Raw genomic sequence first — 23,418 nt, forward strand, 5'->3', positions numbered from 1 at the left:
CCATTATACCCAGGGCGATGCCCTGGGCTAGGAGCTTCTGCCCTTTCAGGGCGTGCAGCTTCTAGAAACTTTATTGGCTTTCAGGGTGCAAAGTTATAACATTATTCGTAAATAGACGCAAAAACCTATTCATTATTTCAGTTTTTTATGAGATTTTCAGAAAAAGGCTTCCATGCAGTTCCTTCTGAGTTCCTTCTGCTGCCTGTTCTTGCTCTTCGCCGTGCGAGCCTAAGTGGTATAAACCTCCTTCATATTGCTCTATTTCACCTGTTTATCTGCCAATATATGATGAAAATCAGAAAAATATGAGAAAACTATTTGGTTAATTTAATTTTTTAGCGTAATTTTGCACACTGAAAATTAAAGAAGTAACGCCCTTCTGCGGGCTTATTAAACATCAAGCGAATGAATAACAAGGGAAATCTTACCGACGAGCGGCCTCCTTTGCTGCCCGTCATCATAGGCACCGGTTTCGGCAGTGGCTTCTGGCCTTGGGGACCGGGAACGGCTGGCTCTGTATTGGCAACCCTCATCTGGGCAGTCCTGGCTTACGGGCTCGGCATTACGGGTGAGAGCTTGCAGAGCATCACCTTCTTTCTCGTCATTGTTTCTACCATTCTGGGTACTTGGGCAACAGCTCAGTTGCAGCCTTACTGGGGTGAGGATCCCAGCCGTGTGGTCATCGATGAGATGGCTGGCGTGTGGATTCCCCTGTCGTTGCTGACCCCGCTTACGGCACAGGGCGAAGTGAAAGATGCCTGGTGGTGGGCATTGGTGGCACTTGTTCTCTTCCGCTTCTTTGATATGGTGAAACCGCTGGGCATCAAGAAACTGGATAACAGGCAGGGCGCCTTCTACGTGATGGCTGATGATCTGCTGGGCGGTCTCTATGCGGCCGTTTCTTTAATCATCATCAAAATCATACTGGTTTCGGCTGGAATCATCTAGTCTGGCATTTCTTAAAGAAACAAATTATTAAGCAGACATTTCTTAAACAGACAATAAAAAATAGATTAAAATATGAATTATAGAGATTTCTTACAAAAAGTTATCTATGCCATCATCAATCCACTTATCAAGGGGATGATTGCAGTAGGTATTACTCCTAACATTGTTACTTTCGTAGGATTCCTGGGCAATATCGTGGCAGCCGGTTTCTTCCTCGATGCTGCATGGATGCTCGGAACTGAGCAGGCTGATTATGCATCTTGTATGGTTACAGTAGGATGGGGTGGATTCATCATCCTCGCAGCCGGTCTCTTCGATATGATGGATGGCCGTCTGGCACGTATGAGCGGCAAGAGCAGTCTCTTCGGTGCACTCTGGGATTCTACACTCGACCGCTACAGCGAACTGGTAAGTCTGTTTGGCATCTGCCTCATCTTCGTACGTATGCAGGGCGATATGACCTGGTTCTGGATGGGCGTAGTTACCTTTGCAGCGATGATCGGTTCCGTGATGGTTAGTTATGTCCGTGCCCGTGCCGAGGGGTTGGATATTGAGTGCAAGGTAGGTTTCATGCAGCGTCCTGAGCGCGTTGTGGTTACCGCTGTTACTGCGATGATTACCGGCTTTACAGGCAATATCTGGTGGCTGGCTGGCGGAATGATTCTGATTGCCGTTCTGGCAAACATCACCGCTTTCTGGCGCATCTGGCATTGTTATGTTGTGATGAACGCTCATAAATAATAAACTCAAGTTCTATCAATAAAAAGTAGAAAAAAGTGTTTAGTATCTATCTGATTATCCTCCTGGCGGTACTCGCAGCCTGGAAGAAGACACGCCGTTTTGCCTTCTATTTTCTGCCTTGGTTCCTCTTTGGAATCATCTACGATTCGATGCGCCTTTATCCTAACTATATGGTTAACGATATTGATGTGGCGAATCTCTATCATGCAGAAAAGTCGCTCTTCGGCATTGCTGCTTCATCCAGCGCAGAGTTGCAGGCTGTAGCCGACCATACCCAGCTGATGATTCCGGGCGAATACTTCAAGGTTCACCATTGCGGTTTTGCTGATTTCTGGGCAGGCATCTTCTATCTCTGCTGGGTTCCGGTGCCTATCGCCTTTGCTCTTTATCTGTATCTTACGAAACAGCTTAACTGGTTCAAGCGTTTCTCCTGGGCTTTCCTGCTGGTGAATGTCATCGGCTTCATCGGCTACTACATCTATCCGGCTGCTCCGCCTTGGTATGCGATGAACTATGGCTTCAAGGCTGTGCTCAATACACCGGGTAATGTGGCTGGTCTGGGCAGATGGGACGAAATGACCGGACTGCAAGTGTTCCACGGACTCTACGGCAAGAATGCCAATGTCTTTGCTGCCGTGCCGAGTCTGCATGCTGCCTATTTGTTCCTTACCACGATTTATGCTGTGATGAGCCGTAAACGCTGGTATACGGTGGTGCTCTTTGCCTGCATCTGTCTGGGAATCTGGTGGACGGCAGTCTATTCTGGTCATCATTATATCATCGATGTCATGTTGGGTATTCTTACTACGATAGTAGGCGTACTGCTTATGGAATCCAAGAGATTATGGGCAAGATTAAAGAAGAACTCGTAACCTTCGGCAAGGCGGAACTGACCGCCTCCTGCGCCTCAGTGATAGACTTCGGACTGGCATTCTTCCTCTCAGATATCGTGGGTATTTATTACGGACTTGCCAATGCGCTGGGAGTGATAAGTGGCGGCATTACCAACTGCATTCTGAATTACCGCTATGTGTTCGGCGATTCCAAGAGCAAGAAAAAGAGTGTAGCCTGGCGCTATTTTATCATCTGGGGCATCAGCTGGATGCTCAATTCGGGCGGCACCATCGCCCTGACCGAATTTCTGAATGCGCACGAACACATTCAGCTGCATTACATGATTCCGAAGAGTATTGTGTCTCTGCTGGTAGCGATATTCGTCAACTATCCCGGACAGAAGAAATTTGTTTTTAAGCAGAAATAACCATATCAGATGGGGGCAGCATTCAGTATGTGCCCTCATCTTTTTTTGTATCCTGTTTTTTGTATTCTGGCAGGTAATCTGTTGGCATTGGGACATAAAAAAAGAGTTTGGATTGTCCTCCCGACATTCCAAACCCACGCTTGTTTCTAACTAACTTATTATCAACTATTCATTACTTTTCAGTTTGCAAAATTACGAGTTTTTTCACAATAAAATAAACTTTTTCAAAAAAATAATAACGTAAACGTTTGCGTTTTCGAAAGAAATTGTTATCTTTGCAGAGAATTCACTATCTTTGCAGTAGAAAAGACGAAATATGCAGAATATGTGAATACACAAATGTATATCGATAATAAGCATAAACTGAATATGAAACAACGAAGAACATCTTTGAAAGACCTCGCCGACCGACTTGGCGTCAGCATCGCAACCGTGTCGAGAGCCTTGCGCAACAGCCATGAAGTGGGAGAGGAGATGACTCAAAAGGTGAAAAGCCTTGCCAAGGAGCTCAATTATCGCCCAAACCCTTTTGCACAGAGCCTCAGAAAAGAAGCACCTAGGGTGATTGGTGTGATTGTGCCAAACCTGGTGACTCATTATTATGCTGCCGTGCTGGATGGTATAGAAGATTATGCCGTAAGAAATGGCTACTCGGTAATCAGCGCCAATAGCCACGAAAACACAGAGCATGAGAAGAGAGCGGTAGAAAACTTCCTGAATATGCATGTAGAAGGCATCATCGCCTGCCTGGCACAGGATACGGTTGACTATTCTCACTTCGAGCAGTTGCATAAGATGGGCGTTCCACTGGTGTTCTTTGCCCGTTGCTGTTTAGAAGATAAGTTCTCCCAGGTAGTAGGCAATGGAGATGTTGCCGCTCAGGAGGCTACCCAGCATATGATAGAGACCGGTTCGCGCCGCATCGCCTTCATCGGCGGTCCAAACCATCTCGATATGGTGCGCCGCAGAAAACACGGCTATCTGGAGGCGCTGAGAGAGAACCGCATTCCTATCGACCGCGACCTCGTGGTTTGCGACAGAATCGATTTCGATGTGGCCCGAAACGCTACCCTCCGTCTCCTCGAAAAGGAGGACAGACCTGATGCCATCCTCGCCTTTAACGACATAATCACCTATGCCGCCTTTGATGCTATCAAGGAAAAAGGACTCCGAATACCAGAGGATGTTGCTATCATCGGTTTTACCGATGGTGATACTGCTGCCTTCGTTACGCCGAAACTCTCGGCTATCATGGACAAGGCACACGAACAGGGAACCACAGCCTGCGATCTTCTCATGAGAAGTATCAATGGAGATGAAAAAATCTATAAGAAAGTGGTACCGATGATTCTGAAAATACGTGAAAGCTCTGAAAAAACGACGTGAAATAATTCCTATTTATAGGAATAATTCCTATTTATAGAAATAATTCCTATTTTCATATAACTGTAAATTAAACCTACGATTATGATGATAAAAAAACAAAACTACTTGAAACATGCCATCGTGCTGTTTCTGCTCTTGCTGCTCATGCAACCGGAGAGGGCTTGGGCTGCCTATGAAAACATTGAGTTCAGCAGCCTGACCAATCATGATGGACTTACGAACAGTCAGGTGGGGGCTATCCTCAAGGACACCAGAGGCTACATCTGGTTCGGTACCCAGTCGGGACTGTGCCGCTTTGACGGCTTCCGTATGAAAACTTTCTATTATAGCAATACTGATGATAAGTCGTTGCCTAACAATTCGGTAGATGAACTTCAGCAAGACTATGATGGAAATATCTGGGTGCATACCTCTGTGGGCTACAGCATCTATAAATATGATGAAGAGCAGTTTGACCGCAAACCGGAAGAATGGCTCAAAAACATCCACGTGCAGGGACCTCCTTATAAACTCCTGATAGATAAGGATAAGAACATGTGGATAGCTGTCTACGGACAGGGACTCTACTATCATAATGCCAAAACCAGGAATACCTACCTTTTTAAATTTACCAAAAAGGCTCAGCCGGGCTGTCTGAAAGAGGGAAATATCAGTAAAATAACCGAGGTTGACGGCGATGCGCTCATTACCTATGATGATGGTACAATCTGCCGTGTCAACGGACAGAAACAGAAGGTTCTCTGGTACAATTCCTTCCTTGCCACCCATAAAGCTGCCGGTGATAATGGCGCCTATACTTTCTATGATGGTATAGGAGGTTTCTGGGTTTCAGTAAGCAATGCCAATTATGTGTATCAGTCTAAGACCGGGAAATGGACCGATGCCCGTTCTTATCTTACAAACATGGGCATTGATATTCCTTGCCCAACCCGTATTCTGATGCGTGATATTGCCCGCGATAAGGCAGGTAATCTTTGGGTGGCTTCCGACCATAACGGTCTCTTCTTTGTTGATTTCAAACGCAAAATCTGCCGTCAGTATGTTCATTCCGAAGCAAAGGGAAGTATCGTTGACAATTCCCTGCAGAAGGTTTATGTGGATGATGAGGGAGCTATCTGGGTAGGTAGTTACAAGAACGGCGTGGCTTATTATTCGCCTGCTGCTCAGAAATTCACAACGATTCCGCTTGGTGATGTGTGTACAATCACGCAGGATCTGAATGGTAATCTCTGGTGCGGAACCAATGATAGCGGTATTGTATGCTACAGTCCGCTTACCGGACAGAGTTGGCGATTCGGACAGGCTGAAACTGGTCTGGCTTCGGATATTATCGTCAGCAGCGTAACCATGAGTGATGGTACGATGTATTTCGGAACCTTCAATGGTGGACTTGCCCAATATAAAAACGGCAGGTGGAAGAGTTTTCAGGCAGCTCCAGGCGGACTTGCCAATAACAGCGTCTGGTGTCTTGCTGAAGATCCGTATCATCGCCTGATTATCGGAACCTTGGGCTCAGGCTTCCAGATTTATAATCCTGAGAGCGGAAAGTTTACGACCTACAATGTTCAGAATTCGGGTATTACCAGTGATTTTATCAACTCGCTCTTCCTGCCGAATAAAGATGAAATTCTGATAGGTCATTCGCAGAACTATTCTATCTTTAATTTCGGAACCCGAAAGGTAACCAATGTGAATACAACCAAGGACGGACAGCCTTTCCCGAGTCCTTCCCTGAATTACATGATGAAGGATAGCCGCGGCATCTTGTGGATGGCTTCGCCTGCGGGCGTCACCATGTATGATGAGGCTTCAGGACAGTTGGAGTCAATCAATGACCTCAATGGTACGCAGGGCACGGTAGGCTGTATGGTGCTCGAAGATAAGCAGCATAACATCTGGCTGGTTTCTGAATTTATCGTTACCCGTGTTACGCTGACCAGGAACAATCAGGGCAAATGGGACATTACGATGATTAGTTTCAATTCGCTCGATGGCTTGCAGAGCCGCCAGTTTAACCAGCGTTCTGCCTGTCTGATGAGAAATGGAGCCATCGCCATCGGTGGACAGGATGGTATTAATATCATCAATCCTGCCAAGATTCTTCCTGCCCAGAAACATGCACATGTCTTGTTTAGCGGTTTCGTACTCTTCGATCATCCGCTGAAGGCAGGTGAGGAGTTTGAGGGAAGAGTGCCTCTGGAAAAATCGCTCGATACTCATCCTGAACTGGATCTCAGTTATAAGGACAAGGCGTTTACCATACAGTTTGCTTCCGACCAGGTAAGTATTCCGGCCCGTTGCCGTTTCCTCTATCGTATGAAGGGACTTGATGACAAATGGATGCTGACACCTGAGGGACGTCCGGAGGCTACCTTTACCAATCTCTCTTCAGGCAGCTATGTCCTGGAGGCAAAGGTGGTGAATGCTGATGGTAGTGTGAGCGAAGAGGTGAACACGCTGAAGATTCATATTCATCCGCCTTTCTATCTCTCTATCTGGGCGTTTATCGTATATATTATATTAATAGGTGTAGCTTTCTATCTCTACCGTAAACGTATGCTCGAAAAGCAACGTGTAAAATTCGAACTCCAGAGCAAGGAAGACAGTATCAAGAAGACTAAGGAGTTGAATGAACTCAAACTCAACTTCTTTACCAATGTGAGCCACGAACTCCGTACTCCGCTCACCCTGATTATCTCGCCGCTGGTTAGTATGATCAGAGAAGAAAGAGATGAAAGTAAACGCAGAAAACTGCAGATGATTCATCGCAATGCTACCCGTTTGCTCAATCTGGTAAACCAGATTCTCGACTTCCGCAAGATTGACCAGAACAAGGAGAAACTTACCCTGTCGCGTGTAGACATCGTGAGCTTCGTTGACAATATCTGTACTTCGTTCCGTACTTTGGCTAACAGCAAAGTAACGCTTTCCTTCGATTCTACGGTGCCTAGTCTGCAGATGTCGTTCGATGCTGACAAGGTAGGAAAGATTGTGAACAACCTCCTGAGCAATGCTTACAAGTTTACGCCAGATGGCGGATTTATTATCGTTTCTCTGAGTATTGCACTCCGCCAGCGTGTAGGAGACAAGGATTCGGATATGCTCCGCATCTCTGTATCTGATACTGGCAAGGGTATCAGCGATAAGGAGAAGGAACATGTATTCGAGCGTTTCTATCAGGTTAATGGTACTGAAATGCAACCACAGGGCGGTAGCGGAATAGGCTTGAACCTGGTGAAGAAGTTTGCCGAACTGCATGGCGGTAAGGTGGATGTTACAGATAATCCAAGCGGAGGAACCATCTTTATGGTAGACCTTCCGATAGAGAGCAGTACCACCTCCAATTCTACGGCACATCTCGGTTCTCTGCGTGCAGCACCTATCATAACCACGGTGCATCAGGGTGAGGATGATGATCCGGATGCTGGTAAGAACGTTCTCTACGGAATGAGTAAACATGTACATCAGCCAGGAGAATCGATGATCAAGAAACCGGTAGTGCTCCTCGTTGACGACAGTGACGACTTCCGTGAGTTTATGAACGAAGTATTGACAGACTATACGGTTGTTGAGGCTGTCAATGGTCAGGATGCCTGGAACAAGATTATCGACCGTCGTCCTGACATCATTCTGAGCGACGTGATGATGCCTGTGATGGATGGTAACGAACTCTGCCGTATGTGTAAGGACAATGACGAAACAACAGCCATACCTTTCATCATGCTCTCAGCCCGTATGGGAGATGAGCAGCGTAAGGAAAGTATGAAGTGTGGTGCTGACGAGTATATTGCCAAACCATTCGATATTGATATGTTGAATCTCTGTATTCTGAACCTCTTGAAGAAACGCAAGAATGTGAGCACAGAATATGTAATAACAGAGGCCGACCACAAATTTATTGATGAGGTTAATGCTTATATCCGCGATAATATGAGCAATCCTGAAACATCGGTAGAATCGCTGAGTACCTATCTCCGTATCTCACGCGTACAATTATATAAGCGCATGATTTCGCTGACGGGTATTACACCTTCTGAGTATCTCAGAACCAAGCGTATCAAATTTGCAGAGCATCTGCTGCGTTCGGGCGACTTGAACATCAGTGAAATAGCCTATAAGGTGGGATTCAATAATCCACGTTATTTCACTAAATACTTCCAAGACGCGTATGGCGTTACGCCGTCTCAATATCGTAAAAATCTGTCAGAAACAGAGTAGTTTACGCTTCTAGTTAACATTTAATGCATATACAGATAACATTTGCGCACAAAGATACGGGAAATTTCTCGTATCTTTGCCGCAAATTTTTAAACTTTCCTTTAAACATATAAAATGAGACTAACTAAAACATTATTGATTTCAGCAATGCTGCTGATGAGTGCCACAGGCATGCAGGCAGCAGGTTTCAACCAGAATGGTAATTATCTCACTGTTCAGTTGAAGCAACACCAGAATTTTGGTCCTAGTCAGATTCGCCTCCAGGTGGTGAGCGATAAGATTATCCGTGTTCAGGCTACAGCTGAACAGAGTTTCCGTAACAAACAGAGTCTGATAATAGTGCCTCAAAACAGCAAGGCAAATTACAAGGTGGAAGAGCAGGGAGACAATCTCATCATTACCACAGCAGCCATGCGTGCTGTCATGAACGAGGCTACGGGTCAGATTACTTTCTATGACTTGAAAGACAATGTCCTTCTCAACGAGGTTGCTCAGGGTGGAAAGACATTCAAGCCGTTCACTGTGCCTGACCGTGAAATCGGTGTAGACATTGCCAAGGTTTCTGAAGCACAGAAGCACGGATGGTCATGGCGTGCGCTCTTCAACTCTCCTGATAACGAGGCGTTCTATGGTCTCGGTCAGCATCAGAGTGAGGAACTCAATATGAAGGGTAAGAACGAAGACCTCTTCCAGTATAATACCAAGGTGAGTGTGCCTTTCGTCATCTCTAATAAAAACTACGGCATCCTCTGGGATTCTTATTCTTATTGCCGTTGGGGTAATCCGGAAGATTATCTCCAGCTCAACCATGCCTTCAAACTCTATGATAAGGATGGTAAGGAAGGTCAGCTGACAGGTACTTATGTGGATAAGAATGGTCAGAAGATTGTTCGGGGCGAAGATAGCATTTACTTTGAGTATGCAATGCCTGAGGCTTCTGAGATTTGCAACAAGACCGACAAGGGCGGTATTCAGAACCTGCCAAAGGGCTTCGCACTGAATGGTTCCAAGGTGGTTTACGAGGGTTATGTAGAGGCTCCAACCAACAGCTTCTATCAGTTTATCCTCTATTATGCCGGCTATATGAAGATTTATATCGATGGCAAACTGGTTGTGCCTGAGCGCTGGCGTACAGCATGGAATCCGAACTCTTATAAGTTTGAAACTCCTATTAAGAAGGGCGTAAAGACTCCTATCCGTATCGAGTGGCAGCCAGATGGTGATGTTTCTTACTGCGGTCTTCGCGTAGCAGCTCCTCGTTCTGAGGCAGAGAAGAACCAGTTGAGCATCTGGAGTGAGATGTCGCCTGATATGGACTATTATTTCATCGCCGGTCAGAATCTCGATGAGGTGATTTCCGGTTACCGTACGCTTACCGGCAAGGCTTCGCTTTATCCTAAGTGGACCCTCGGTTTCTGGCAGAGCCGTGAGCGCTATCAGAGCAGCAAGGACATCGAGGACAACATGAAGAAGTTCCGCGACCTACATATTCCTGTAGACAATATCGTTCAGGACTGGAACTACTGGAAACTGGATTCATGGGGAAGTCATGAGTTTGAGGCTGCCCGCTATCCAAACCCACAGGCTATGCTCGACAGCGTACATGCCTTGAACGGAAGATTCATGATTTCCGTATGGCCTAAGTTCTATGATACGGTCAAAAATTATAAGGAACTCGACAGCAAGGGTTGGATGTATCATCAGGCTATCAAGGATGATATTCACGACTGGCTCGGCTTCCGCGGTTCATTCTATGATGCCTATTCTGATGGTGCCCGCAAGATGTTCTGGCGCCAGATGGACGAGAATCTTTATACCAAGTATAAGTTCGGAATCGATGCATGGTGGATGGATGCATCAGAACCAAACGTTCGCGACTGTACCCCGATGTGGTACCGCAAGGCTCTTTCCGGTCCTACTGCCCTCGGTACATCTACCGAATATTTCAATGCTTACAGCATCGTGAATGCTGATGCTATCTATAACGGACAGCGCAGCGTGAACCCTAACCAGCGTGTTTTCCTCCTGACCCGTTCCGGTTTTGCCGGTGAGCAGCGCTACAGTACGGCTACCTGGTCTGGCGACATCGCTACACGTTGGGAAGATATGCGTGCCCAGATGACTGCAGGTTTGAACTATTCTATGGCAGGTCTTCCTTTCTGGGGAATGGACCAGGGCGGTTTCTGTGTAGAAAACCGTTATGTTGCTGCCCAGCAGGAGTTCGATAAGACCGGTAAGGAAAATGCTGACTTGAAGGAATGGCGCGAGTTGCAGGCGCGTTGGAACCAGTTCGGTTGCTTCGTTCCTCTTTATCGTACTCATGGTCAGTGGCCTACACGTGAGGTATGGAACATTGCTCCGGCAGATCATCCTGCTTATAAAACCATCGTTGCATACGATAAACTCCGTTACCGCCTGATGCCTTACCTTTACAGTATGGCGGGTATGGTTCATTTCAAGGACTATACGATGATGCGTGGATTGGTGATGGACTTCAACGGCGATGATAATGTTTACGACATCAAGGATCAGTGGATGTTCGGTCCTGCTCTCATGGCTTGTCCTGTAGGCGAGTATCAGAAGTACAGCCGCAATGTTTATCTTCCTAAGCAGAAGGGCTGGTATGATTTCTATACAGGTAAGCACTATGCCGGTGGACAGACAATCGTAGCTGATGCGCCTTTCGATAAGATTCCAGTCTTTGTTCCAGAGGGTTCTATTCTTCCTGTGGGTCCTGAGATGGAGTGGAGTGATCAGAAGAAGGCTGAGCTTATCGATCTCTATGTCTATGCAGGCAAGGACGGTTCTTATACACTTTATGAGGATGAGGGAACCAACTACAACTACGAGAAGGGTAAGTATGCTATGATCGACTTCAAATATAATGATGCTCATAAGACCATTACTATTGCTGCCCGTAAGGGCGCTTTTGATGGTATGCTACAGAAGCGTCGCTTCAATATCGTACTTGTTAGTGATAACAACCAGCAGGGCATCAGCCTCGCCAAGGCGCCTAAGGGCAAGATGGTGAAGTATGCTGGTAAGTCTGTTACTGTAAAACTGAAGTAATATGAAGAAGATATTTGCTTTAGCAATCTTTCTATTGGGCGCTCAGTCGTTGAGCGCCCGTGATAGCCAGTCTTTTGATAAAGGCTGGCTTTTCACTTTAGCAGATAGTGCCGGAATGTCAAAGTCTGATTATTCAGACCGACATTGGCGAAGTTTGAATCTTCCTCACGATTGGGCGATAGAGGGCGATTTCTCTCCTTCGAATCCTTCGGGAGCCGGTGGTGGTGCATTGCCGGGCGGCATCGGATGGTACCGTAAGCACTTCTCGGTGAATCCGAAGGAAAAGTATGACCGGTTTACCATCACCTTTGATGGAGTATATATGAATTCTACCGTGTATATCAATGGTCATAAACTCGGAACCCGCCCTTATGGATACAGTACATTCGAGTATGATCTTACACCTTATATTAATAAGAAGGGTGATAATGTCATTGCTGTGAAGGTAGACAACAGCGACCAGCCTAACAGCCGCTGGTATTCTGGTTGCGGTATTTACCGCCATGTCTGGCTCACCAAAACCATGAAATCTGCTTATATTCCTCAATGGGGACAATATGTAGCAACTTCTCCACAGGGTGATGTCAGGGTGAAAGTGGATTTCGCTGCTTCCGGTAAAAAGATGAAACTCTCTGTCCGTAATACAATCTATGATGCTGCAGGAAAGATTGTCGCAAAGAGTCAGGGTGTTCAGGAACAGAAACTCAAGGTGAAGAATCCGCATCTCTGGGACATCGGAAAGGGATATCTCTATACTGTCAAGAGCGAGCTGGTAGTAAATGGGAAGGTAGTGGATGTTGCTACGTCAACTGCCGGTTTCCGTGATGTGAAGTTTGATGCAAAGAAGGGCTTCTTCCTCAATGGCAAGAATCTCAAGATTAATGGTGTCTGTGAGCATCATGATTTCGGTTGCTTGGGTGCTGCTGTCAATGAAGATGCGATGCATCGCAAACTTACCATCCTTCGCGATATGGGCGTGAACGCTATCCGAAGCAGTCATAATCCTCCGGCACCAGAACTCCTGAACATGTGCGATTCGATGGGGTTCCTCGTGATGGACGAGAGTTTTGATATGTGGCGCCGCAAGAAATCGAATGGCGATTATGCCCGTTTCTTCGATGAATGGCATAAGAAAGATCTGTCAGATCTCATCAAGCGCGACCGTAACCATCCAAGTATCATTATGTGGAGTATCGGTAATGAAGTTCTCGAACAATGGTCGGATGCGGCTGCTGATACGCTCAGTCTGGAGCAGGCTAACCTGATTCTGAATGCCGGTCATGATGCTTCAACTTTGGCACATAGCGATGAACTGAGTGTCAATTCGCTTCTTACCCAGCATCTTGCCAAAATCGTGAAAGAGTATGATCCTTGGGGCACACGCCCTGTTACTGCTGGCTGTAATGAGCCTGATCCGAAGAATCACCTCTTTAAGAGTGGGGCTATTGATGTTATAGGTTTCAATTATCACCATCAGTGGGTGAAGGATGTGCCAAAGAATTTCCCTGGCAAGCCTTTCATTCTGTCGGAGAGTGTTTCTGCCTTGCAGACTCGTGGCTACTATATGATGCCTAGCGACAGCATTTATTCTGCGCCAAAGGAATGGTGGTTGCCTTATACCGATCCTTCGTTTATGTGTTCGGCTTATGATAATTTCCACGCCTCATGGAGTAGTACCCACGAAGAAACCTGGGATGTGGTGAAGCACAACGACTTTGTGGGCGGACAGTTTATCTGGACCGGTTTCGATTATATCGGTGAACCTACTCCTTATGCTTATCCTGCCCGTAGCAGTTATTTTGGCATTATTGATTTGGCGGGTCTTCCAAAAGACAGCTATTATATGTATCAGAGTGAGTGGACTCAGAAAGATGTGCTGCATCTCTTCCCTCATTGGAACTGGCTGCCTGGACAGACCATTGATATGTGGTGTTATTATAATCATGCCGATGAGGTAGAACTCTTTATCAATGGCAAGAGTCAGGGCATCCGTAAGAAGACTGTCTATGGTGCAAAGAACGAAGGCGATGCTTTCAGAAAGAGTACTGAATATCATGTGATGTGGCGCGTAAACTTTGAACCGGGAGAAGTAAAGGTTGTAGCCAGAAAGAATGGTAAAGTTCTTAGAGAGCAGGTCATAAAGACAGCAGGAGCTCCTCATCATCTTGTGTTGAAGAAGACCTATCAGGGCTGTCAGGCTTTTGGCTCTTCAGATCCGACCACCTTTGTCGAGGTGAATGTGGTAGACAAAGACGGCAATCTCTGTCCGAACGCAGATAACCAGATTTTCTTCTCTGTCTCAGGAGAACAGGATGCAAGTGGTCAGAATATCCCGAATGCACCAAAAATTCTGGGAACTGATAATGGTTGTCAGACTTCTTTGGAGCGTTTTACCGATTCACATCGCAAGGCTTTCTTCGGAAAATGTGTCGTTGTGATAAAAGGTAAGGGAACGCTCAAGGCACAGGCAGTAGACTTAAAGGATGCTTCTGTAGCTTTGTGATTATTGTAATGTTTTGAAAATTAAAACATTAAGGAATTATATTGCGAAGAAGGGTACACTAGCACGGTGTATTCCTTTTTCGCTCTTAAAAACGAAAAAGGTTTTGAAGCATTGGGACCCAAGGGATTTGGGTATCTCTATTATACTAGTAATAGAAATTTAGCTTCAAAACCTGTGGCAAAGATACATCTTTTTTTCGAATAAAAAAACTTTTTCGAATAAAAAATATAAAAAACTTGCTCTTATCAAAAAAAATAAGTAACTTTGTAAAACATAAGGGCATCAAACCCAACTCAGCAATCATGAAAAAGGTAATCTTAACTTTAAGTGTCATGAGTGCAACATTAAGTGCACAGGCACAATTGCAAACAAACAATGGTATTGAATACCTTCAGTGTCAAGCTAGGGATATGTCTGGCGATTTCTCCGATTTGGCCAACACCTATTTCCTGGCAGATAGTATAACAGGCTTCGACCTCAATAAGGGAGAGGGGTTGCTCAACTGGAAGCGCTATCGTCTGGCACCACGCCAAGCTTTTAATCTTAACGGTTATTGGCCTGTACGCATGAAGATGCTTGACTTTCCTGATACCCAGTATGATAATGATCCGAATCTCAAGATCAGAATTCAGAAGATTGATGACCGTACGCTACGTGTGACGTTGTTCACTTCACCTGTTGAACCTAAGATGGACGAAGCAAACGATCCGATGTTTTCTCCTGAGTTTATTGCAGAGAGTCTGGGCAATGGAGATGCTCGCCTGGCACGTGGAAGATGGAATACGTCTGCCGATAACAGCCGTATTATCTATCAGAACAGAAATGGTGTGCTGGTAATTCAAAAGTATCCTTTCCGCCTGATTCTGAAAGATGCCAATGGGAAGATTCTGACGCAAACCCGTCATATCATTGATAATGACAGTACGCAGGTTAAACTCTTGCCATTCAATTTCATCAAGCGTGGATCTGATAATTCGCGTAGCATCAACCCTGTGTTCCTGCTATCGCCTGGTGAACGGATTTATGGTTGTGGAGAAAGCTTTACCTCTTTGAATAAGGTGGGGCAGAAGGTAAACCTGTCGGTTGTAGATCCTCAGGGACCAGAAACTGACGGCATGTACAAGCCTGTGCCTTTCTATTTCTCTAATAGAGGTTATGGTATATTTATGCATACTTCGGCTCCTGCTACTGCCGATTTCGGTGCAAGTTATATAGGTGCCCAGCGCCTCTTTATGGGTGATGAAACAATGGACTTCTTCGTGTTCTTTGGTGAGCCGAAGCAAATCCTGAATGAATATACAAACGTGACTGGTAAGTCGCCAATGTTGCCGCTGTGGACCTTTGGTACCTGGATGAGCCGCATCTCTTATTTCTCCCAGAAGGAGGGATTGGAAATAGCTCATCAGTTGAGAGCCAATAGGATTCCGGCGGATGTCATCCACTTTGATACAGGATGGTTTGGAGTAGACTGGCAGTGTGATTATCAGTTTGCCAAGGATCGTTTCAAAGACCCTGTTGGCATGCTCAAGACGCTGAAGAAGGACGGATTCCATACTTGTCTTTGGCAGTTGCCTTACTTCACTCCAAAGAACCGCTATTTCAAGGAACTGGTAGCTGAAGGTATGACGGTTCGGAATGGGAATGGTACGCTGAACTATGAGGATGCTGTTCTTGATTTGAGTAATCCGAAAACGGTTACCTGGTATCAGGATAAGATTGCTCATCTCATCAAGCAGGGAGTGGGTGCCATTAAGTGTGACTTTGGTGAAGCAGCTCCTTATGATGGTCTTTATGCAAGTGGTAAGACAGGCTTCTATGAGCATAATCTCTATCCGTTGCGCTATAATAAAGCGCTTTGGGAGGCAGTAAAAGCCAATTCTCCAGAGCAGGAAGGTGTCATCTGGGCGCGTAGTGCCTGGGCTGGAAGTCAGCGCTATCCTTTACATTGGGGTGGCGATGCAGCTACGAATGAGGTAGGTAGTGTTGGCATGATGGGCGACCTGCGTGGCGGCTTGAGTTTCGGATTGAGTGGATTCTCTTTCTGGAGTCATGATATGGGCGGTTTCGTAACCCAGAGCCCTGATGATCTCTATCGCCGTTGGTTGCCTTTCGGTTTCTTGAGTTCACATACCAGAGCTCATGGAGCACCTCCAACAGAGCCTTGGCTCATCAGTAAGGATTTCACGGATGCCTTCAGGGCCAATGCGGAGATGAAATACCAGTTGATGCCTTATGTTTATGCACAGGCAAAAGACTGCTCTGAAAAGGGTTTGCCAATGGTGCGTGCGCTCTTTGTAGAATTTCCTCACGATGCTGGAGCATGGCTGGTTGAAGATGAGTATATGTATGGTTCACAGATTCTGGTTGCTCCGTTGCTGGAATCAGGAACAGACCGTTCGGTATATCTGCCAAAAGGTAAATGGATAGATTATCAGGATGGAAAGGTATATGAAGGCGGATACCAGCATATCAGTGTTGCTGAACATAAGATTCCTTGTGTTATCCTGGTTAGAGATGGCAGCTTGATTCCGCAGGTGCCCGTAGCTCAGAGTACTGATAAGATTCAATGGAACCAGATTTCATGGAAACCTTTCAAGGCAGATGCCAGTCAATGTGTGGGATATCTCTACAAACCAGGTGATAAAGAAATAACAATAATAAAACAATAAAACAATAATAAAAATAGTATAATGAAAATTCAAATAGAACAGGCTACGCCCGACAAGGCTTCGCATATCGCATCGCTTATCATGGAGGCGATGAATGCGCAGTGTTGTCAAAATTTTGCTGGTCCTCAGCATACATTGGTCGATTTTCACCGTATGATGACTAAACTTGTAGAGATGGAGGGCAGTCAGTATAGTTATAAGAATACATTAGTTGCTATGTCTACTGATGGCATTCTTGTTGGCATCTTGGTTGCATACGATGGTGCTGACGTCAAAAGATTACGTAAGCGCTTTATTGAGGCTGCAATCGTGGCTTTTGGAATAGACTATTCGGCTATGGAGCTTGAAACAGAGGAAGGTGAGTTCTATTTGGATAGTTTGGCAGTTTCTAACCAATACCGTGGGAAAGGTATTGCATCTAAACTGTTGGAGGCTGCTATCTCTCGCGCAAGAGAATTAGGACTTCCTGCTGTAGGTTTGCTTTGTGACAAAGGCAATCCGAAAGCGGAGCGTCTCTATACGAAGGTTGGTTTCCAATATGTCAATGATACCACTTGGGGTGGTCATGCAATGAAACATCTTCAGTATAAATTGTAATCTGACGGGGCAAACTGTGCAAACGTTTGCTCACCAAAAAGTATAGAAATCAACAGAAAATGTGCTGTTTATTGCGCAAACTGTAGTATCTTTGCACCATAAGTTCATAACGAATAGGTTTTTAGAAAAGATATTTTATTAGTTTTTGTTGATTTAATAATAAAAGCTCGGTCTGCAGTGATGCAATGCCGAGCTTTTGTATTTTTATCCCTTTCAGGGTATTTCCTTTCTGTGTCTTTTATTCTAATTCCTCTATTTCTTTTTCGTCCATGTCTTTATCCAGTTGATCTCTCCACAGATATTTTCTGGTTTCATGCACTATGATACCACTCAGGCAGAGCAAGGAGATAAGGTTTGGTATGGCCATTAAAGCATTCATGCAGTCGGCAATGTTCCAAACCAGTCCCAGACTGATAACACTACCCAGGAAGATAGTAGCAATATAGACTATGCGGAAACAGAGCATCCACTTTTTGCCTTTCAGATATTCTACACACCGTTCTCCATAATAACTCCATCCCAATGTTGTACTGAATGCAAATGTTGCCAGTCCGATGGTCAATATCGGAGCTCCGATATATGGAATCTTACTGAAGGCAGCCTTGGTGAGTGCTGCTCCGTTATGATAGTCGATGTCTGGATATGCTATGATACTTGAGGTGATGACAAGACCTGTAAGGGCACAGATGATGACAGTATCCCAAAAGGTACCGGTAGATGAAACCAATGCCTGACGCACAGGGTTGCGGGTTTGGGCTGCTGCAGCAACGATGGGCGCCGAACCCAGACCACTTTCGTTAGAGAACAATCCGCGGGCTATACCATAGCGGGCTGCAATCATCATGGTACTTCCTGCGAAGCCGCCACCTGCAGCCTTTGTTGTGAATGCTGAGTCAAAGATTACGTGGAGGGCAGGCAATAAATAAGCATGATTTACACAGAGAATGTAGATGCAGCCTAATACATAAAAGAGTGCCATGAAAGGTACCAGCATGCCGCAAACCTTGGAGATACTCTTCACGCCTCCAAGAATCACTGCTGCTCCTAAAGCCGTAACGATGGTTCCAGTAATGTATGGAGAAATGCCGTATTGGTTTTCTACCAGGGTAGAGATGGCATTTGCCTGTACCGTGCTACCGATTCCGAATGATGCCAATGCGGCAAAGAGGGCGAACAGGACTGCAAGCCATTTCCAGCCCAATCCTTTTTCCAGGGCATACATAGGACCACCCAACATTGTGCCTCGCTTGGTCTTTACGCGATATTTTACGGCGAGTAATCCTTCGGCATATTTGGTAGAAATACCAAAGACACCGGTTAACCAGCACCAGAGTACGGCTCCTGGTCCGCCAAGAGCGATAGCTGTAGCCACACCGATGATGTTACCGGTACCAATTGTAGCTGCCAGTGCTGTTGCCAGTGCTCTGAACTGTGAAACATCTCCTGTGGCATTCTTGTCTTTCTTTACAGACAGTTTGATTGCCTTGAAAATCTTGCGTTGTGGAAAGCGCAAGCGGATGGTCAGAAAGATGTGGGTTCCCAACAGCAGGATAATCATAGGCCATCCCCAAAGGAATGAACTAAATGCGGTGAAAAAATCGTTTATTGCATCCATCTCTTAAAAATTTTATGTTTATCTTATATCTATATTTTTTATACCTGATAACGCAGTTACTTATGTATTATAACCTTGTTATTTCTCAAATTCTATCTTCACGTTTTTGAATCCCATTGCTTTCAGCATCTCTCTAAACTGAGTTTTGGCATTCGCCTGTGCAGTATAGATATTGGTGCGGTTTAAGCAACGTTTCTTCATGGCTTGATAAGCACGCTCATACATAGCCTGTCTGTCGCTGCCTGTCCATTTACCTTCTTCAAAGAAACTCTTGGTCTTCGCTTCGTCTATGAAGTTATGGTCCAGCAGTTTGATAGGAGGTAAAGTGCAAACGATGCTGTCCTGACTGGCTTGTAGCCATCCCTCTTTTACATCCTTCATATCGATACCCAAGCGCAACGTTCCGTAATAGATACGTACCAGTTGGTCATCGCCAAAAAAGCCACGGCGTATTGTATCTATCAGTTCTTCATCACTTACAGATAGAAATTCCCATTGGCCGATATTCTCGATACTTTCTACCTGAGTGGGTGAGAGGGTTGTCTTATCTTCCTGTACCACGCTGACCTCGTTGTCTTTGGTGAGCCAATAGAAGGCTCCACCCAGAATAAGGATCAGTGCTAATAGTACGATGATTTGTATTCTTTTCATATCATTGTTCTCCTCGCTTAGTGATTCTTTTCGATAGTTGTCTTATCCAGAAGAGTCTTCAGATCGTTGAAAGTGAATTTCTTCCTGAAACTGATTTTGATATTCTCTTCTGCAAATCCCATGTCCTGTAGCATCGGAATCAGGGTGTTTGCTGCACTTTGGCGTGCCTGCTCAAGAATATCTAGGTTCGGGATATCGCGAATGATACTTTCCCTACCTTGTTGTTCGAATTGTGACAGTTCTGCATCACTGTAGTTCTTTCTGGTGAGTGAAACGAATTGTCTTACTCCTTCATGATTGATTTTACTGCTGGTGAGTATCACTTTTGGGTCTGGTAAGATGATTTCTATCTTGTCACCTTGTCGGTTAACGTTCTTAGCAGAGAATCCTGAAAAGTCTACATAAGCTTTTAATGTCGCATCCATCGGAATGGCCACCTTGCGGTTTGATCCGGGAACATGAATATTAAAGTCTTTCTTGAACAGTGAGCCCTTCAGATTGAGCTGGTCATCATGTGTTATAATCTTATGAACATGAGCTTCTGCAGTATATAAGCGATTGCATTTCTGTATCTGCATCACCATCACAGGTATTGTGTCGATGACTTGCTCCTTCTTTTCTGTTTGCTGATGCGAACATGAAACGAAGGCAAAAAATACAGAAATGATAAATATTAACCTCTTTTTCATACTTAATGTCTTTATTATGCTGCAAAGGTACGGCAAATTGTTCGAAAAACAAAACAAAATCGTTTTTTTTGATGTTCTTTTGCTAAGAAATGAAAAAAAAAGCAGAAAAAGCACTTTTTTTTATATCTTGATTAAACCTTTTCATTTTCCTTTCGTCAAAGTTACGATTAGAATTCATAAACTGAACTTTTATTATATCGTGTAAGATTCAATAGGAAATTTATTAGTTAGTATTTAGGTATGCTAAGGCGTCTGCTTGTGAAAGTAGGCGCCTTTTTGCGTCTGATTTTGTGTAAGAATGTAGATTTCGGTTCTTTTCTTTGGCTATTTCAAAAGAAAAATGTACTTTTGCAGTAAGAAAAAATAACGGAATGAAACGAATTGATTATATATTAATAGGTCTTTTGGCTATTTCAAGCTTGACGGCTTGTACTGAAAAAAAGAAGAGTAATATCATTATTGCCCCTAAACCGGTGGCTAAGGTTGTGAATAAAGCTACTCAGAAAATGAGTGATTATGAGCAGACCAGGGAGGCTGACTGGGTTGGTTCCCATTATAAAGTGGTTGTGAAACGTAGTTCTGACAAGGAACTTCCGGTTCTCCAGTTGGACGAAAATACCAAGTATTATGATAACAGAATTTCGGTTAAGGTATTGAGAAGTGATGGCTCAGAATTCTTTAACCGTACTTTCACAAAGAAAGATTTCACGTCTTATATTGACAAACATACACAGGACATGGGTGCTTTGCTCGGTATCGTGTATGTGAAAGCAGAAGGTGATTATCTTTACTTCGCAGCAAGTGTAGGGTCGCCTGATGTTACCAGCGATGAATATGTACCTATGGTACTTAAGATTTCCCGAATGGGTAGTATCTCTATATCAAAGGATGAGAAGTTGGATACCAACGCTTCTGCTGAAGAGGAAGAAGAAGATGAGGTATAAAGCTGTTCTTCCGTTAAATCTATGAGTATTTATGATGTCTATCTGAAATTATTATTGTACTTTTGTAAGCGTATTCATTATAATAATGTATAGCAAAGAAAGTAAACATAAGATAAGAAGCGTATGAATTCATTATTTCTCTTACAGTTTGCATGTTTCATATTCATGCTCATCAATGCCTTCATCGTGGCTGTCTCTTGTCTGCATGTAAGATGGGAGAACAAGCGGTATGAGCGTTCACGATGGATGATTGTTGTCGCCTTGTTAGGACTGGCGATACAATATGTCATACAGATGGGATTCGGCTTCCGTGCTGCTGACGACAGTCTTGGGGCTGTCGTTAACATTCTCGTCTATACGCCCTGTTTTTCGCTTATATCCATGGGAATCTACAACATAGAAACCATCCGTACCAACCTCAGAAAGATGATACTGATGTGCAGTGGTATTTATGCTGCCATCATTGTGGTCTTTTGCGTGGGTATCAGTCTCCATCATAGCCTGTATATCAGAGAAGGGCTTTATATTATGCTGGCTCTGTTCTGCGTAAGTGTCATCTATTGCATATCCATGATTGTCAGGGAGATGATGAGGCGCAGGAACTTGCTGGAAACGATGGCAGCAACAGATATGTTGCCCTATGTGAGGTATTCGCGTGCAAGTGTAGTCATTCTATGGCTCGCAGTTCTCGCTATGCCAGTTGCCATCTTTTCTACCACCTTATTATATATAGTGGGTCCTGCCGTATTGCTTGCCCTGCTGTTCTTCAATCTTACGTTTATCGCTCTCGGCAGCAGTTATATCCCTACCGAAGAACTCCTGGACAAGGAAGAGGAAGGCTATGCCTTAGCGAGAACTAAATATAGGTATGGGGGGGGTACATTCTGCCAAGCAGTATAATTCTGTAGGCAGTATAGAATCTTTACAGTTAATTTCCGACGAGCGCAGAGATTTCATCCAGAAGAGTCTTGATGACTGGTGTGAGAATTTAGGATATAAGGACTGTAATGTAAACATACTGACACTTTCCCGTACGCTTTGTATCTCAAAGAACGAACTGAGCCAGTTCTTCGACCAATGCCTGCACTCTAACTTCCGAATATGGCTCAGCGAGATTCGTTTCAACGCTGCCAAAAAGATGATGTTGGAATATCCAGATTATAGCAACGACATCATTTCAGCCGAGTGTGGATTCTCTTGTCGAACTCATCTTTACCGAATCTTCAAGACAAAAGAAGGCTGTTCTCCTACCGAATGGAGAGACTTCTACTCTACAGATGCAGCACAAAATGATTCAAATTGAGCCTAATCATTTTTTCGTAAAATACCAAAGAAAAAGCAAAATTTTTATCGAAAAATAGCCAAAAAGGTGTCGCATTCCTATGAATGCGACACCTTTTTGATAGGAATGCGACACCTGAACAGGGGAAGTAGACACCTTTTTTTAGAGAAAAACACTATATTTGCACCATGAAAGAATTATTAGAAACCATACCAAGGATAGAATTAGCCCTGATTATCATCGGGGTGTTTGCACTCATGTTAGGCATCCTTTTTGGATATGTCATGATACATGAGTACAGGATGTATCTTGAGGATCATTGGAAAGCTCGCTTCAGCTTTCGTGATTTCTTCAAGCAGGAACAGTTTTATATCTTTCTATTTCTGGTATCCATATTCATCATGCTGTTAAACCTCTTGTATTTCCTGGAGTGAGTTTCGGCTAGAATGAATTAGCTTTATGGTGGATATTTGTCCTGTTATTGGAGATAGATCTTTATTCTTACGATAAAAAATGAATGAATGATATGATAAATTATTTGACAACGAAAAATCGATTGCTGGTCGCATTGCTTGCTTTTATTCTTCCATTTTCTTTTGCGAAAGCAGAAGTAAAAGAAGATGGAAAGGCGGGGCAGCAAGGCTGGTACGTCGGAGTAGAGGGTGGAATGCCTTTCGGTTTCTCTACTTTCTCAAGTTTCGGACATGACAAGACGCAGCTCGGTTGGGCTGCTGGCTTATATGGGGGCTATCGTTTCAACTCCATCTTCTCGGCTGAGTTATCTGCCATGTATGGAGAAATGAACTTGTCGGCACAAGACTGTTGCGTAGAACGTAACTATTGGT

General features: G+C 44.5%; 18 protein-coding genes. 15 read left to right on the forward strand and 3 right to left on the reverse strand.

Annotation, left to right across the window (positions count from 1 at the left end; all coding sequences use genetic code 11):
- Positions 1 to 405: 405 nt before the first annotated feature.
- The 10 genes from KSW37_RS12405 (at position 406) to KSW37_RS12450 (ending at position 17,392) form a co-directional block, all read left to right on the forward strand.
- Positions 406 to 948 (forward strand): phosphatidylglycerophosphatase A family protein, encoded by a 543-nt coding sequence (locus KSW37_RS12405; protein ID WP_217314709.1) that lies wholly within the window; start codon positions 406 to 408, stop codon positions 946 to 948.
- Positions 949 to 1,020: 72 nt separating this feature from the next.
- Entirely contained in the window at positions 1,021 to 1,689 is a 669-nt protein-coding gene (locus KSW37_RS12410; RefSeq protein WP_118086133.1) for a CDP-alcohol phosphatidyltransferase family protein, read from the forward strand.
- 35 nt (positions 1,690 to 1,724) lie between these two features.
- Positions 1,725 to 2,561, forward strand: a complete 837-nt coding sequence (locus tag KSW37_RS12415; RefSeq protein WP_217314710.1) for a phosphatase PAP2 family protein — start codon at positions 1,725 to 1,727, stop codon at positions 2,559 to 2,561.
- Positions 2,534 to 2,950, forward strand: a complete 417-nt coding sequence (locus tag KSW37_RS12420) for a GtrA family protein (RefSeq protein WP_153091892.1) — start codon at positions 2,534 to 2,536, stop codon at positions 2,948 to 2,950. Before KSW37_RS12415 ends, KSW37_RS12420 begins: the two co-directional genes overlap by 28 nt.
- 369 nt (positions 2,951 to 3,319) lie before the next feature.
- A complete protein-coding gene (locus KSW37_RS12425; RefSeq protein ID WP_217314711.1) occupies positions 3,320 to 4,336 on the forward strand; it encodes a LacI family DNA-binding transcriptional regulator in 1,017 nt (338 codons plus the stop codon).
- Between the two features lie 81 nt (positions 4,337 to 4,417).
- Positions 4,418 to 8,554, forward strand: a complete 4,137-nt coding sequence (locus tag KSW37_RS12430) for a hybrid sensor histidine kinase/response regulator transcription factor (protein ID WP_217314712.1) — start codon at positions 4,418 to 4,420, stop codon at positions 8,552 to 8,554.
- A gap of 114 nt (positions 8,555 to 8,668) precedes the next feature.
- Positions 8,669 to 11,623, forward strand: coding sequence for a TIM-barrel domain-containing protein (locus KSW37_RS12435; RefSeq protein ID WP_217314713.1), 2,955 nt, complete (start codon positions 8,669 to 8,671; stop codon positions 11,621 to 11,623).
- A gap of 1 nt (position 11,624) precedes the next feature.
- On the forward strand, positions 11,625 to 14,126 hold the full coding sequence (locus KSW37_RS12440; RefSeq protein WP_217314714.1) for a glycoside hydrolase family 2 TIM barrel-domain containing protein: 2,502 nt from the start codon (positions 11,625 to 11,627) through the stop codon (positions 14,124 to 14,126).
- A 332-nt stretch (positions 14,127 to 14,458) separates the two neighbouring features.
- The gene (locus KSW37_RS12445; RefSeq protein ID WP_437183129.1) at positions 14,459 to 16,795 is read left to right on the forward strand and encodes a TIM-barrel domain-containing protein; all 2,337 of its coding nucleotides are present in this window, start codon (positions 14,459 to 14,461) and stop codon (positions 16,793 to 16,795) included.
- 21 nt (positions 16,796 to 16,816) lie between these two features.
- Positions 16,817 to 17,392 carry a GNAT family N-acetyltransferase gene (locus KSW37_RS12450; protein WP_217314716.1) on the forward strand — a complete coding sequence of 192 codons (576 nt, stop codon included), beginning with the start codon at positions 16,817 to 16,819 and terminating at the stop codon, positions 17,390 to 17,392.
- 238 nt (positions 17,393 to 17,630) lie between these two features.
- Here KSW37_RS12450 and KSW37_RS12455 read toward each other — a convergent pair whose 3' ends face one another.
- The 3 genes from KSW37_RS12455 to KSW37_RS12465 all read right to left on the reverse strand — a co-directional run bounded on the left by KSW37_RS12455 (position 17,631) and on the right by KSW37_RS12465 (position 20,347).
- Complete coding sequence (locus KSW37_RS12455) at positions 17,631 to 19,007, reverse strand: alanine/glycine:cation symporter family protein (protein WP_217314717.1); 1,377 nt, start codon at positions 19,005 to 19,007, stop codon at positions 17,631 to 17,633.
- 78 nt (positions 19,008 to 19,085) lie between these two features.
- Complete coding sequence (locus tag KSW37_RS12460; protein WP_117728300.1) at positions 19,086 to 19,658, reverse strand: DUF4230 domain-containing protein; 573 nt, start codon at positions 19,656 to 19,658, stop codon at positions 19,086 to 19,088.
- Between the two features lie 17 nt (positions 19,659 to 19,675).
- Complete coding sequence (locus KSW37_RS12465; protein ID WP_217314718.1) at positions 19,676 to 20,347, reverse strand: DUF4230 domain-containing protein; 672 nt, start codon at positions 20,345 to 20,347, stop codon at positions 19,676 to 19,678.
- A gap of 371 nt (positions 20,348 to 20,718) precedes the next feature.
- Between KSW37_RS12465 and KSW37_RS12470 the strand changes: the two genes are divergently transcribed.
- From KSW37_RS12470 to KSW37_RS12490, 5 genes are all read left to right on the forward strand, one after another.
- Entirely contained in the window at positions 20,719 to 21,291 is a 573-nt protein-coding gene (locus KSW37_RS12470) for a DUF4738 domain-containing protein (RefSeq protein ID WP_217314719.1), read from the forward strand.
- Positions 21,292 to 21,414: 123 nt separating this feature from the next.
- Positions 21,415 to 22,191: a hypothetical protein gene (locus tag KSW37_RS12475; protein ID WP_217314720.1), complete on the forward strand. Its 777-nt coding sequence runs from the start codon at positions 21,415 to 21,417 to the stop codon at positions 22,189 to 22,191.
- Positions 22,160 to 22,594 (forward strand): helix-turn-helix domain-containing protein, encoded by a 435-nt coding sequence (locus KSW37_RS12480; protein WP_217314721.1) that lies wholly within the window; start codon positions 22,160 to 22,162, stop codon positions 22,592 to 22,594. The genes KSW37_RS12475 and KSW37_RS12480 overlap by 32 nt, the downstream gene beginning before the upstream one ends.
- A 167-nt stretch (positions 22,595 to 22,761) precedes the next feature.
- Entirely contained in the window at positions 22,762 to 23,007 is a 246-nt protein-coding gene (locus KSW37_RS12485) for a hypothetical protein (protein ID WP_217314722.1), read from the forward strand.
- A gap of 83 nt (positions 23,008 to 23,090) precedes the next feature.
- A partial coding sequence (locus tag KSW37_RS12490) for an outer membrane beta-barrel protein (protein WP_437183130.1) occupies positions 23,091 to 23,418 on the forward strand: 328 nt, incomplete at its 3' end.

The sequence above is a fragment of the Segatella copri genome, from assembly GCF_019127135.1.
In the GTDB taxonomy this organism is placed as follows: domain Bacteria; phylum Bacteroidota; class Bacteroidia; order Bacteroidales; family Bacteroidaceae; genus Prevotella.

Bases quoted from the DNA above. Each gene is read 5' to 3' on its own strand.
- KSW37_RS12405 (WP_217314709.1), top strand. From the start codon at position 406: ATGAATAACAAGGGAAATCTTACCGACGAGCGGCCTCCTTTGCTGCCC.
- KSW37_RS12410 (WP_118086133.1), top strand. From the start codon at position 1,021: ATGAATTATAGAGATTTCTTACAAAAAGTTATCTATGCCATCATCAAT.
- KSW37_RS12420 (WP_153091892.1), top strand. From the start codon at position 2,534: ATGGGCAAGATTAAAGAAGAACTCGTAACCTTCGGCAAGGCGGAACTG.
- KSW37_RS12425 (WP_217314711.1), top strand. From the start codon at position 3,320: ATGAAACAACGAAGAACATCTTTGAAAGACCTCGCCGACCGACTTGGC.
- KSW37_RS12430 (WP_217314712.1), top strand. From the start codon at position 4,418: ATGATGATAAAAAAACAAAACTACTTGAAACATGCCATCGTGCTGTTT.
- KSW37_RS12435 (WP_217314713.1), top strand. From the start codon at position 8,669: ATGAGACTAACTAAAACATTATTGATTTCAGCAATGCTGCTGATGAGT.
- KSW37_RS12440 (WP_217314714.1), top strand. From the start codon at position 11,625: ATGAAGAAGATATTTGCTTTAGCAATCTTTCTATTGGGCGCTCAGTCG.
- KSW37_RS12445 (WP_437183129.1), top strand. From the start codon at position 14,459: ATGAGTGCAACATTAAGTGCACAGGCACAATTGCAAACAAACAATGGT.
- KSW37_RS12450 (WP_217314716.1), top strand. From the start codon at position 16,817: ATGAAAATTCAAATAGAACAGGCTACGCCCGACAAGGCTTCGCATATC.
- KSW37_RS12455 (WP_217314717.1), bottom strand. From the start codon at position 19,007: ATGGATGCAATAAACGATTTTTTCACCGCATTTAGTTCATTCCTTTGG.
- KSW37_RS12460 (WP_117728300.1), bottom strand. From the start codon at position 19,658: ATGAAAAGAATACAAATCATCGTACTATTAGCACTGATCCTTATTCTG.
- KSW37_RS12465 (WP_217314718.1), bottom strand. From the start codon at position 20,347: ATGAAAAAGAGGTTAATATTTATCATTTCTGTATTTTTTGCCTTCGTT.
- KSW37_RS12470 (WP_217314719.1), top strand. From the start codon at position 20,719: ATGAAACGAATTGATTATATATTAATAGGTCTTTTGGCTATTTCAAGC.
- KSW37_RS12475 (WP_217314720.1), top strand. From the start codon at position 21,415: ATGAATTCATTATTTCTCTTACAGTTTGCATGTTTCATATTCATGCTC.
- KSW37_RS12480 (WP_217314721.1), top strand. From the start codon at position 22,160: ATGGGGGGGGTACATTCTGCCAAGCAGTATAATTCTGTAGGCAGTATA.
- KSW37_RS12485 (WP_217314722.1), top strand. From the start codon at position 22,762: ATGAAAGAATTATTAGAAACCATACCAAGGATAGAATTAGCCCTGATT.